General features: G+C 53.2%; 10 protein-coding genes and 1 pseudogene. 6 read left to right on the forward strand and 5 right to left on the reverse strand.

What is annotated here, in order from left to right; translation table 11 throughout:
• The coding region (locus ACZAHD_RS05025; RefSeq protein ID WP_462455798.1) for an LpxL/LpxP family acyltransferase at positions 1–404 on the forward strand (404 nt) is incomplete at its 5' end.
• Positions 405–459: 55 nt separating this feature from the next.
• On the opposite strand, the gene dcuR is transcribed toward ACZAHD_RS05025, so the two are convergent.
• The 3 genes from dcuR to ACZAHD_RS05040 all read right to left on the reverse strand — a co-directional run bounded on the left by dcuR (position 460) and on the right by ACZAHD_RS05040 (position 3960).
• A complete protein-coding gene (gene dcuR / locus ACZAHD_RS05030; RefSeq protein ID WP_462455799.1) occupies positions 460–1176 on the reverse strand; it encodes a two-component system response regulator DcuR in 717 nt (238 codons plus the stop codon).
• 77 nt (positions 1177–1253) lie between these two features.
• Positions 1254–2939, reverse strand: coding sequence for an NAD-dependent malic enzyme (locus ACZAHD_RS05035; protein ID WP_462455800.1), 1686 nt, complete (start codon positions 2937–2939; stop codon positions 1254–1256).
• A 73-nt stretch (positions 2940–3012) separates the two neighbouring features.
• Positions 3013–3960, reverse strand: coding sequence for an AEC family transporter (locus ACZAHD_RS05040; protein ID WP_462455801.1), 948 nt, complete (start codon positions 3958–3960; stop codon positions 3013–3015).
• 419 nt (positions 3961–4379) lie between these two features.
• Here ACZAHD_RS05040 and ACZAHD_RS05045 point away from each other — a divergent pair, with 419 nt between their 5' ends.
• The gene (locus tag ACZAHD_RS05045; RefSeq protein WP_462455802.1) at positions 4380–5714 is read left to right on the forward strand and encodes a 2-hydroxycarboxylate transporter family protein; all 1335 of its coding nucleotides are present in this window, start codon (positions 4380–4382) and stop codon (positions 5712–5714) included.
• Between the two features lie 63 nt (positions 5715–5777).
• Here the strand turns inward: ACZAHD_RS05045 and pyk are convergent, their stop codons facing one another.
• Entirely contained in the window at positions 5778–7220 is a 1443-nt protein-coding gene (gene pyk / locus ACZAHD_RS05050) for a pyruvate kinase (RefSeq protein WP_462455803.1), read from the reverse strand.
• Between the two features lie 126 nt (positions 7221–7346).
• Positions 7347–8252, reverse strand: a complete 906-nt coding sequence (locus tag ACZAHD_RS05055) for a MurR/RpiR family transcriptional regulator (protein WP_462455804.1) — start codon at positions 8250–8252, stop codon at positions 7347–7349.
• Positions 8253–8474: 222 nt separating this feature from the next.
• On the opposite strand from ACZAHD_RS05055, the pseudogene ACZAHD_RS05060 reads away from it, so the two are divergent.
• From ACZAHD_RS05060 to ACZAHD_RS05075, 4 genes and pseudogenes are all read left to right on the forward strand, one after another.
• Positions 8475–8561, forward strand: a pseudogene (locus ACZAHD_RS05060) (formate--tetrahydrofolate ligase); the annotation flags it as partial.
• 10 nt (positions 8562–8571) lie between these two features.
• A complete protein-coding gene (zwf, locus tag ACZAHD_RS05065) occupies positions 8572–10047 on the forward strand; it encodes a glucose-6-phosphate dehydrogenase (protein ID WP_462455805.1) in 1476 nt (491 codons plus the stop codon).
• Between the two features lie 221 nt (positions 10048–10268).
• Positions 10269–12080 carry a phosphogluconate dehydratase gene (gene edd, locus ACZAHD_RS05070; RefSeq protein WP_462455806.1) on the forward strand — a complete coding sequence of 604 codons (1812 nt, stop codon included), beginning with the start codon at positions 10269–10271 and terminating at the stop codon, positions 12078–12080.
• Positions 12081–12119: 39 nt separating this feature from the next.
• Positions 12120–12761, forward strand: a complete 642-nt coding sequence (locus ACZAHD_RS05075) for a bifunctional 4-hydroxy-2-oxoglutarate aldolase/2-dehydro-3-deoxy-phosphogluconate aldolase (RefSeq protein WP_462455807.1) — start codon at positions 12120–12122, stop codon at positions 12759–12761.
• Positions 12762–12809: the final 48 nt, after the last annotated feature.

Raw genomic sequence — 12809 nt, forward strand, 5'->3', positions numbered from 1 at the left:
TTAAACCGTTTATCCAGTCGGTCCGCCAGGGCTACTGGGGCTACTATTTGCCCGATCAGGATCACGGCGCCGAACACAGCGAGTTCGTCGATTTCTTCGCGACCTATAAAGCCACCTTACCGGCGATTGGCCGACTGATGAAAGTCTGCCGCGCGCGCGTGGTGCCGCTGTTCCCAGTTTATGATGGCAAAACCCATCGTCTGACGGTGCTGGTGCGTCCGCCGATGGATGACCTGCTGGACGCCGATGATCACACGATCGCCCGACGAATGAATGAAGAGGTCGAGATTTTCGTCAAGCCGCATACCGAGCAATATACCTGGATCCTCAAATTGCTGAAGACGCGCAAACCGGGGGAGATCGAACCTTATCAGCGCAAAGAGCTCTTTGCGAAAAAGAAATAGCGCCTGCCTGTACCTTCACCGGCACAGCACTCATGAGCCAGTGAACCTGCCGGGTTCACTGGCTGTATTGTCTGAGTAAAGCCACATGTTCGATTATCAACCGGTAGCGGTATTCCGGTCGGCCGGTGAGACCATAGTGGTTAGTGGTGAAGAGAATCCCCGTCTTTTCCAGCCAGATTAAATATTTACGGCACGAAACTCTGGAGATTTTCAGTGCGCCGGCGATCTCATTTGTCGAAAAGGCGTTCTCCTGATGGCGATCAATCCATTGACACACCAGACGCAGCGTTTGCGGCGTTAATCCCTTAGGTAGGCGGCGGGCGCTATCCGGGCGCTGAATACCGCTGCGCAGTAAATCGTCAAGATCGGACTGTTCGTAGTGGGATTTGGCGTGTTGTAGCTTACGTCGTTTGCGCCATGTCAGCAGTGCCTCTTCAAAACGCGGAAACTGAAACGGTTTAATTAAGTAATCAACCACGCCAAAGTGCATCGCCATCTGGACGGTGACCGCATCTGCAGCGGATGTAATCATGATCGCATCGATGCTGCGGGCGTTTGTACGCAGGGCGGGCAGCAGATCCAGCCCATTCTCATGCTGCATATACACATCGAGCAGGACTAAATCGATCGATGGCATATCATTCAGCATCTGCTGAGCTTCCTCCAGGGTTGAGGCGATACCGCAGCAGCGAAAGTCGGCGACCCGGCTGATAAACAGCCGGTTCAGCTCCGCAACCATCGAATCATCATCCACAATTAGCACATTGAACATGCGCGGTTCCTTTGGCTATCGGGAAGCATGGGAGTCGACGCCTGGATGCTTCCCGCAGGTTTAATGACGGGGGATCGCTACAGCGATGAACGCTTATATGAGGAGTAACGCGCATGCCAGAAGGTTTTATCAATATTCGCGATCAGCTCTTCCTCGCTGAGTTTTGCGGCGACGCCTTCGGCCTGGGCCACCAGCGCGACATCAAGGGCAATGGCCCGGGAAATCATCTCAATATCTTCCACCGGGGGTAATAATCCGCCTTTGCCGGTCGTGGCTAACGGTGAGTAGGCTGCCAGAGTTTTACTGCAGGTAATCAGCATGGCTTCGGTGACACGCTCCGCTTTGGTCGCCAGAATGCCTAATCCCAGTCCGGGGAAAATATAGGCGTTGTTGCACTGCGCGATGTCGTAGGTCTCTCCCTGACAGAAAACCGGTTCAAACGGACTGCCGGTGGCGATCAGCGCATTACCCTGAGTCCATTCAAGCAATTCTTTCGGCTGCGCTTCAGCGCGGGAGGTTGGATTCGAGAGCGGCATCACAATTGGCCGTGGGCAGTGGCGGTGCATTTCTTTGATAATCTCTTCACTGAACAGACCCGGCTGGCCAGATACGCCAATAAGTACGGTCGGGTGCACATTGCGCACGACATCCATCAACGACAGGTTGGCGGACGTTACATCCCAGTGGGCAATTGTGTCCCGTGGCGTCACGAGGCTTTGCTGAAAATCGAGCAGATTGGGCATCTCATCGGTCAGTAAACCAAAACGATCGACCATGAAGACCTTGTTGCGGGCTTCTTTCTCCGACAAACCATCATCCACCATCAGCGCAATAATTTTTTCGGCAATACCGCAGCCGGCGGAACCACCGCCGAGGAAAACAACCCGCTGGTCACGCATACGGCTGCCTGATACCGCGGCGGCGGCAATCAACGTACCGGTGGTGACGGCGGCTGTGCCCTGGATGTCATCGTTGAAACAGCACAACTGGTTGCGATAACGCTTGAGCAGGCGGCTGGCATTCTTCTGAGCAAAATCTTCGAATTGCAGCAGGACATGCGGCCAGCGACGTTTTACCGCGTCCACGAACATATCCATAAACTCCGTATACTGATCGTCGTTAATGCGCGGATGACGCCAGCCCATATACAGCGGGTCATCCAGGTGCTTCGCATTGTTGGTTCCGACATCCAGCATCACAGGCAGCGTCGAGGCGGGATGAATCCCCCCGCAGGCGGTATACAGCGAGAGTTTGCCAATCGGAATGCCCATTCCGCCGATACCCTGATCGCCCAGACCAAGAATCCGCTCGCCGTCGGTGACGACAATCACCTGAATATCGTTGCGCGAGAAGCTCTGCAGCATCTCGTCAATATGATGCCGGTTAGGCCAGGAAATAAACAGGCCGCGCCCGCGGCGATAAATGTCGGAGAAGTGTTCACAGGCTTCCCCAACGGTTGGCGTATAAATTACCGGCAGCATCTCTTTCATATGATCGCGCAGCAAATGATAAAATAGCGTCTCGTTCGTATCCTGAATATTCCGCAGATAGATATGCCGGGAAATATCACGCTTAAATTCACTGAACTGCTTCCAGGCACGCTCCGTTTGTTCTTCGATGGTTTCGACATTATGCGGCAATAATCCATGGAGATTAAAAGCCGTTCTTTCCCCCTCGCTAAAAGCGAGTCCTTTATTTAATAACGGATTTTCCAGCAGGACTGCGCCATTGTAAGGGGTGTATAATGTTTCTTTGACTAACATTTCGTGACTCCTGAATATTGTTTAAATAAATGCAGAGTTAACCTGGTAAATAATGTTGTGTTAGGGATGACAGTTAAGAAACTAAATAAATCATGATGCCTTCGGTGACGACGCCAATAGCGGTGCCGAGTAAAATCGAGGATGAGGCCGGTTCAATGTAAGTATCGCTGCGCAACGCAAACATTCCGGCGGCAATGGCCGAAGGCGTTGCGCCAATGATAATGACCTGCTGCATCAGCGTGTGGCTAAGACCAAAAGCCAGGCCAGCCACGGCCATCATGGCGGGCTGAATCAGATTTTTAATACTAATATTGGTGCAGGTCTGGATATTGACCGTCGGGCGTTCTCCATAAAACAGCAGACCAAGCGCAAACAGCGACAGGCCGCCGGCAATTTTCCCAACCATTTCAATCGGCATGCTGAGCATATGTGGAAGCTGTACGCCAGCCAGGCTCAGTAGCACCCCGGAGATCGGAATCCAGACGATAGGGTTTTTTATCGCTTTCAGCAGGTTTTGCACAATCAGTTTGCCGGCATGAATTTTCTCTCCATCATCAGTGCCAGATTTATCGCCCATCCGAATCAGGATTATCGTCAGGGGAATCATAAAGACGCTGGTGACTAAGTTGCCGATCAGCACGCCAAGAAACCCTTCTGGCCCAATCAGGACGGCAAGGACCGGCGCGCCGAAATAGGCCATATCAGGAAATGCGCATACCAGGGACTGGAGCGCGCTGGTTTTGATATCATGGCGGAAAACATAGCGCGAGATCAGCAGGGTAAGAAAATAAGATCCCATCAGGCCTATCACTAATACGGCCATAAAGGCGAAGTTTTTAATTTTATCCGGGTTGGTATTTAACGCCCCAATAAAAAGATGAAAGGGCAGAGCAAACCGAATGACGACGGTGGCCAACACCGAGGCATCTTCACGACGGGTATAGCCTAACTTACCGCTGAGCCAACCGAGTAACATGACAAAAACTAATGGGAACAATGATTGCAATAGCAGCGTAGGCATAAATTATTATCCTGAAAATAGGGTGTAGGGTTCGTTGTGGTTTTTAATCTAACGGTCCCTTATGGAATGAAAGGTGACTGAAATCACAGTGGTGGTTGTTTAAATAATTTCTCATTGGAAACTTTACTTACAAATGCTGACTCGGCGATTAATTCCTTTTTTTTCATGGCTGTCGATGACTGAGTGTTGTGGCGAAAACTTTAACTACGCCTTAATAATTTAAATTACTTAAAAGGGAGTTTCTAACTCAGTCACAAAGTCGCGAAAGGAGAGCGTTATTTACTTTTTTAGCGGAAAACCCTGTGCTACCGTTTCCCTGTCTTTAATTCTATTGTTTCTTCATTTTTTATTTTTATTTGACAGTGCAATTTTAATATTGCGCGACGATCCTACGCCATCTATCACAATGCAGGTGAAACATGAAAAATAATTCACTCAACCATCCGGTAGAACAAACGCACTCGAGTGGGCAAACTCCGCGCTTCTTATCCAACGTTGATGTCGGCGCCGTACCTTTAACGTTATTTGTCGGTATCGCGACGATTGTCGCCGTCTCTGCAATGGCGGGACTGTTGCCAAAAAACATGATTGGCGGGTTGGCGATCATCATGACCCTGGGATTTGCTCTGGCCAAAATCGGGCGAATGGTACCGGTACTTAAAGATATCGGCGGCCCGGCCATTTTGTGTCTGATGATGCCGTCGGTACTGGTCTATTTCGGGGTGTTTGATCCCCATACACTGGGCACCGTGCATCTGTTGATGAAAGAGGCCAATTTACTCTATTTTGTCATCGCCTGCCTGGTCGTCGGCAGTATTCTGGGAATGAACAGAACCATACTGATTCAGGGAATGGTGCGCATGTTCGTTCCGCTGGTCGCGGGGACCGGGGCGGCGATCGCGACGGGCCTACTGGTGGGCAGCCTGTTTGGCTACAGCATGTACCATACCTTTTTCTTTATTATTGTGCCGATTATCGGCGGCGGCATTGGGGAAGGGATCCTGCCGCTGTCGCTGGCGTATTCTGCGATCCTCGGGCAAACACCGGATGTGTATGTTGCACAGTTGGCGCCCGCAGCGGTAGTGGGGAACATCTTCGCCATTATCTGCGCAGGCTTTCTGGCACGCCTGGGCGTCCGCCGCCCGGCGCTGTCCGGCGACGGCATGTTGATTCGTAGTCGTGATGATAACGCTGTTTTCTCGCCGTCGCAGGGAGGGCAGCCCACCGATTTCCAACTGATGGGGGCCGGGTTGTTAATGATCTGTGCATTTTTCATCGTTGGTGGGCTGCTGGAGAAAGTACTGCATATCCCGGGACCGGTATTGATGATTCTGGCCGCCGTCTTGTGCAAATACACTAAAATTATCCCCGCCGCGATGGAGTTGGGGGCGCACAGCTGCTACAAATTTGTTTCCGCAGCCCTCGTCTGGCCACTGATGATCGGTCTTGGAATGCTGTATGTCCCGTTGGAGAGTGTGGTTTCCGTTTTCTCTATCGGCTATGTCGTCGTTTGTGGTTCCATCGTAATGGCCATGGCATTAAGTGGATTTTTCATCGCTTCCCGGCTGAATATGTATCCTGTGGAAGCGGCGATTGTGACCAGCTGTCACAGTGGGTTGGGCGGCACCGGGGATGTGGCGATACTCTCGGCATCGAATCGCATGTCGCTGATGCCGTTTGCACAGATTGCCACCCGTATTGGTGGCGCCTCAACGGTGATTGCGGCGACGTTGCTGCTGAGCTGGATTGTCTGATTAAGGATAAAAAAACCTGCCAGCGTCATGCTGGCAGGTTGGGTGGTCACGATGAGGTCGATGTTACCCGACGGTCAGAATACGCGTTGTGTTGGTGCTGCCGATGGTGCTCATGACGTCACCCTGAGTGACGATAACGAGATCACCCGACATCAGGTAGCCTTTATCGCGCAGCAGGTTCACCGCATCGTGCGCCGCAGCGACGCCGTCGTTGCTGCTGTCGAAGTAAACCGGTGTTACGCCGCGATACAAGGCGGTCAGGTTCAGCGTACGTTCGTGACGGGAGAGTGCGAAAATGGGCAGGCCAGAGCTAATGCGTGACGTCATCAGCGCGGTACGGCCGGACTCGGTCATGGTGATGATCGCGGTGACGCCTTTCAGGTGGTTCGCCGCATACATCGCTGACATGGCAATCGCTTCTTCAACGTTGTCGAACTGGATGTCCAGACGGTGTTTGGACACGTTGAGGCTTGGGATTTTTTCTGCGCCCAGACAGACGCGCGCCATCGCGGCCACGGTTTCTGACGGATACTGACCTGCGGCGGTTTCCGCTGAGAGCATCACGGCATCGGTACCATCGAGGACGGCGTTGGCGACATCCATGACTTCGGCGCGAGTTGGCATCGGGTTAGTAATCATCGACTCCATCATCTGAGTCGCGGTGATGACCGAACGGTTCAGTTGACGGGCGCGGCGAATCAGGGCTTTCTGAATACCCACCAGTTCCGGGTCGCCGATTTCAACGCCAAGGTCGCCACGGGCAACCATCACCACGTCAGAGGCCAGAATAACGTCGTCCATCGCATCCTGATCGCAAACCGCTTCCGCTCGCTCGACTTTTGCCACGATCCGGGCATCGCAGCCGGCTTCGCGCGCCAGACGGCGGGCGTAGTTCAGGTCTTCACCACAGCGTGGGAAGGAGACGGCCAGGTAATCAACGCCGATTTTCGCCGCGGTGACGATGTCAGCCTTGTCTTTCTCAGTCAGCGCTTCGGCGGACAGGCCACCCCCCAGCTTGTTGATACCTTTATTGTTTGACAGCGGTCCGCCGACGGTGACCTCGGTGAACACTTTCAGACCCTGAACTTCGACCACTTTCAGCTGTACGCGACCATCGTCCAGCAGCAGGATATCGCCAGGCACGACGTCCGCCGGCAGGCCTTTGTAATCAATACCGACTTTCTCTTTGTCGCCTTCGCCTTTACCCAGCTCTGCGTCGAGCAGGAATTTGTCGCCGATATTAAGAAAAATTTTGCCTTCTTTGAACGTGGATACGCGAATTTTAGGGCCTTGCAGATCGCCCAGAATGGCCACATGGCGGCCCAGTTTTGCCGCGATCTGGCGGACTTTATCCGCCCGAATCTGATGATCTTCCGGGGTACCGTGAGAGAAGTTCATACGTACCACGTTAGCACCTGCGGCGATCACCTTTTCAAGGTTGTTATCACGATCGGTTGCCGGGCCTAAGGTCGTTACGATTTTGGTTCTGCGAAGCCTTCTGGACATGTAATACTCCGTTGACTAAAACAACTTTGGTGTTGCGTGAACATGGAATCGGCGGTGCCGGTCAGCAATGTCGCTATGCCGGAACGTAACCGAAGGTGTAATGGGTCACTACCTAATTATCAAGTTTTATGGGTTGTCGCTGTGTGCAGGCAGCTCTTTATCAAAACGCGATTCCTTCAAGGCTTCCTTGACCCTCTTCAAGTTATCTCTGAATTTCGCTCCACGGCGAAGGGTAAAACCGGTGGCCAACACATCGATCAACGTCAGTTGGGCAAGACGTGAAACCATGGGCATATAGATATCCGTATCTTCAGGGACATCAAGCGTAATCGACAACGTAGCCTCTCGTGCCAGCGGGGTACCCGCCGACGTAATGGCGATAACCATGGCATCGTTTTCACGCGCCAACTGCGCCAGTTCAACCAGACTTTTCGTCCGGCCAGTATGTGAGATAATCACGACAACGTCATCATCATTACAATTCATACAGCTCATGCGTTGCAGGACAATGTCGTCGGAGTAGATAACCGGAACGTTAAAACGGAAAAATTTGTTCATGGCGTCATGAGCGACGGCGGCCGAAGAGCCGAGGCCAAAGAAGGCGATTTTCTTGGCCTGCGTCAGAAGGTCGACGGCGCGATTCACCGCTGACATATCGAGAGAGTGGTGGACCTGATCTAAACTGGCCATGGCTGACTCGAAAATTTTTCCCGTATAGGACTCTACGCTGTCGTCTTCATCGACATTGCGGTTAACATAGAGAGTACCTTGTGCCAGGCTTTGTGCCAGGTGAAGTTTAAAATCGGGAAAGCCGCGGGTTTCCAGGCTTCGGCAAAAGCGGTTAACGGTCGGTTCGCTGACGCCAGCTTCCAGCGCCAGGGCCGCAATGCTTGAATGAATCGCCTGAGCAGGCGTAGCAAGAATGACTTCCGCCACTTTGCGTTCGGATTTGCTAAGGTGTTCCAGTCGGGACTGGATTTTTTCCAGCATATTCATGGGTAATAGAGCGCTCATTAGTGGAAGCGATTTCATTAATGGGTGAAATCATCAGGCGTTTTAGCAAGAATATACCCCTCCGTTGTGACAAGCGGGGAGGAATGACGTTAAAAAATGTTGTTTTTTTTCATTACATGATCAGAGTCGTATTTTATTAACTTAAAACCGGTCTAAAGAACGAACAAGTCTGGCCGTTTGCCTGAATAGTCGGCGGAAGTTTCCTCCGCGTGCGGTTTAGCATCGAGAATAGCGGCCTGAGGGTTTCGGGAAGTTCGTAAACACAGTACAGTGCAGTGTAAGAAAATTACAAATATAGCCTGGCATAAGCACCAGACTATCAACTGAGGAGAATGACATGGCGGTAACGCAAACGGCCCAGGCATGCGATCTGGTCATTTTCGGCGCAAAGGGTGACCTGGCGCGTCGTAAATTGTTGCCTTCCCTGTATCAGCTTGAAAAAGCTGGCCAGATCAGCCCTGAGACCCGGATTATCGGGGTCGGACGTGCTGACTGGGATAAAGATGCTTACACCCGGGTCGTACGTGAAGCGCTTGAAACCTTCATGAAGGAAAAGATTGATGAAGGTTTGTGGGATACCCTGAGCGGACGTCTGGATTTTTGTAACCTCGATGTGAACGATACCAAAGCGTTTTCCCGTCTGGGTAAAATGCTGGATCAGGAAAAACGCGTCACCATCAACTATTTCGCGATGCCGCCGAGCACCTTTGGCGCCATTTGCAAAGGCCTTGGTGAAGCCAAACTGAACGCTAAACCTGCGCGCGTGGTGATGGAAAAACCGCTGGGGACCTCTCTGGAGACTTCTCGTGAAATCAACGACCAGGTCGGCGAATTCTTCGAAGAGTGCCAGGTTTACCGTATTGATCATTATCTCGGTAAAGAAACGGTGCTCAACCTGCTGGCGCTGCGCTTTGCGAACTCCCTGTTTGTCAATAACTGGGACAGCCGCACGATTGACCACGTTGAAATTACCGTCGCAGAAGAGGTGGGTATCGAAGGCCGCTGGGGTTACTTCGATCAGGCCGGGCAAATGCGCGACATGATTCAGAACCACCTGCTGCAGATCCTGTGCATGATCGCGATGTCGCCGCCTTCAGACCTCAGTGCCGACAGCATTCGTGATGAAAAAGTAAAAGTGTTGAAGTCGCTGCGCCGTATCGATCGTTCCAACGTGCGTGAGAAAACAGTCCGCGGTCAGTACACCGCCGGCTTCGCCCAAGGGAAAAAAGTCCCGGGCTACCTCGAAGAAGAGGGGGCGAACAAATCCAGCAATACCGAGACCTTCGTGGCTATTCGCGTGGATATCGATAACTGGCGCTGGGCTGGCGTGCCGTTCTACCTGCGTACCGGTAAACGTCTGCCGACCAAATGTTCTGAAGTTGTGGTTTATTTCAAAACCCCAGAGCTGAACCTGTTTAAAGAGAACTGGCAGGAGTTGCCGCAGAACAAGCTGACGATTCGTCTGCAGCCGGATGAGGGGGTGGATATTCAGGTCCTCAATAAAGTGCCGGGTCTTGACCATAAACACAATCTGCAGATAACCAAGCTGGATCTGAGCTATTCGGAGACCTTCAACCAGACTCACCTGGCGGATGCCTATGAGCGTCTGTTGCTGGAAACCATGCGCGGTATTCAGGCGCTGTTCGTGCGTCGCGATGAGGTCGAAGAGGCGTGGAAGTGGGTTGACTCCATTACTGAAGCCTGGGCTGCCGATCGCGATGCGCCGAAGCCCTATCAGGCAGGCACTTGGGGGCCGGTCGCCTCCGTGGCGATGATCACCCGTGACGGTCGTTCCTGGAACGAATTTGAATAGTCGGGGCGTAATCCGGATAAGTGATTTTACCGGTAACATGATCTGACGCAGCAAGTCGCATAATTTTTGCTCTTTTATGCCCCGGGAGGATTCACCCCCGGGGCTTTTTTTATTACACTGCGAACAGATATTTTGCCGCTGAGCTGCAGTTTTGGTGCCTTTCATCTTTTAAGACGTTGCTAACATGCTGTGGTCGGACAGATAAAAATTCAGGAGCCTTTATGAATTCGAAAATGTTACGGGTAACAAATCGCATTATCGAACGGTCGCGTGATACCCGCACCGCCTACCTCGCACGAATTAACCAGGCGAAGACGGATACCGTCCATCGCGCACAGTTGGCGTGCGGTAATCTTGCTCACGGCTTTGCTGCCTGTCAGTCGGATGATAAAGCTTCGCTGAAAAGCATGTTGCGTAACAATATCGCCATCATTACTTCTTACAACGACATGCTGTCAGCTCACCAGCCCTATGAGTATTACCCGGATATCATCCGCAAAGCGTTGCATTCGGTGAATGCCGTAGGCCAGGTGGCGGGTGGGGTACCGGCGATGTGTGATGGTGTCACCCAGGGGCAGGACGGGATGGAACTCTCTCTCCTGAGCCGCGAAGTGATTGCAATGTCGGCCGCTATCGGCCTGTCGCATAACATGTTCGACGGCGCGCTGTATCTGGGCGTATGTGACAAAATCGTCCCCGGACTGACGATGGCCGCGCTCTCCTTCGGCCACCTGCCGTCAGTATTCGTACCGTCTGGCCCGATGGCCAGCGGTCTGCCAAATAAAGAAAAAGTGCGCATTCGTCAACTGTATGCCGAGGGTAAAGTCGATCGGATGGCGCTTCTGGAGTCTGAGGCGGCGTCCTACCACGCGCCGGGTACCTGCACATTTTACGGTACGGCGAACACCAACCAGATGGTGGTGGAATTTATGGGCATGCAGCTCCCGGGTTCATCGTTTGTGCATCCGGATGCCGAACTGCGCCAGGCGCTGACCGCCGCCGCCGCACGCCAGGTGACGCGCATGACCGGTAACGGTAATGAATGGATGCCGTTAGGCAAACTGATTGATGAGAAGGTGGTGGTGAACGGGATTGTTGCGCTGTTGGCAACCGGCGGTTCGACCAACCATACGATGCACCTGGTGGCGATGGCTCGCGCGGCGGGCATTATCATTAACTGGGATGATTTCTCGGATCTTTCCGACGTTGTGCCGCTGCTGGCGCGCCTTTACCCGAACGGTCCTGCGGATATTAACCATTTCCAGGCCGCGGGCGGCGTACCGGTTCTTATACGTGAGCTGCTGAAAGGCGGCCTGCTGCACGAAGATGTCAACACCGTGGCCGGTTTTGGTCTCTCCCGTTACACCATGGAGCCGTGGCTGAATAACGGCGAGCTGGACTGGCGCGAAGGGGCGACGGCGCCATTAGACGATCAGGTCATTGCGACTTTCAACAAGCCATTCTCTCGCCATGGCGGGACGAGAGTGCTGAGCGGTAACCTGGGGCGCGCAGTGATGAAAACCTCGGCCGTACCGGTTGAGAACCAAATTATTGAGGCGCCGGCGGTGGTGTTTGAAAGCCAGCACGACGTTTTGCCTGCTTTCGAAGCCGGACTGCTGGATAAGGATTGCGTGGTGGTTGTTCGCCATCAGGGGCCAAAAGCGAACGGCATGCCAGAATTACATAAACTTATGCCGCCACTTGGTGTATTATTGGACCGCCGTTTCAAAATTGCGCTGGTTACCGATGGTCGACTCTCCGGCGCATCAGGCAAGGTCCCGTCAGCAATCCACGTTACGCCTGAAGCGTACGATGGCGGCCTGCTGGCAAAAGTACGTGATGGCGATATCATCCGCGTTAACGGGCAGACGGGCGACCTGACGCTGCTGGTGGATGACGCTGAACTGGCCGCACGCCAGCCGCATGTTCCTGACCTCAGCGGTTCGCGTGTCGGGAGCGGCAGGGAAATGTTTGCAGCGCTGCGTGAAAAACTCTCCGGAGCAGAACAGGGCGCAACCTGCATCACTTTTTAAGACGATACAATTTGTAGATCTGGCGAGAGAGAAACTCTGATGAAAAACTGGAAAACAACTGCAGAAGCAATCCTCACCAACGGCCCGGTTGTCCCGGTGATCGTGGTGAAAAAGCTGGAACACGCTGTGCCGATGGCCAAAGCGTTGGTTGCTGGCGGCGTGCGTGTACTGGAGGTCACGCTGCGTACCGAATGTGCAATTGATGCGATCCGCGTGATTGCGAAAGAAGTGCCGGAGGCGATTGTCGGTGCAGGTACCGTCACAAACGTAGAGCAACTGAAAGCGGTCACCGAGGCTGGCGCGCAGTTTGCTATTAGCCCAGGTCTGACCGAGTCCCTGCTGAAAGCCGCGACTGAAGAAGGGACCATCCCGCTGATCCCGGGTATCAGCACCGTCTCTGAACTGATGCTGGGCATGCAGTATGGCCTGAAAGAGTTTAAATTCTTCCCGGCAGAAGCAAACGGTGGCGTGAAAGCGCTGCAGGCGATTGGCGGTCCGTTCGCGCATATCCGTTTCTGCCCGACTGGCGGGATCTCTCCGGCAAACTACCGCGACTACCTGGCACTGAACAGCGTGCTGTGCATCGGCGGCTCCTGGCTGGTTCCGGCGGATGCACTGGAAGCAGGCGATTACGACCGTATCACCAACATCGCTCGCGAAGCGGTTGAAGGCGCGAAGTAATTTTCACGCCCTGAACAATGGCAAAATCCAGACCCGGTCGCGTTGACG

Origin of the sequence: Raoultella sp. (assembly GCF_039594335.1) — a bacterium.
Taxonomy (GTDB): Bacteria; Pseudomonadota; Gammaproteobacteria; order Enterobacterales; family Enterobacteriaceae; genus Klebsiella.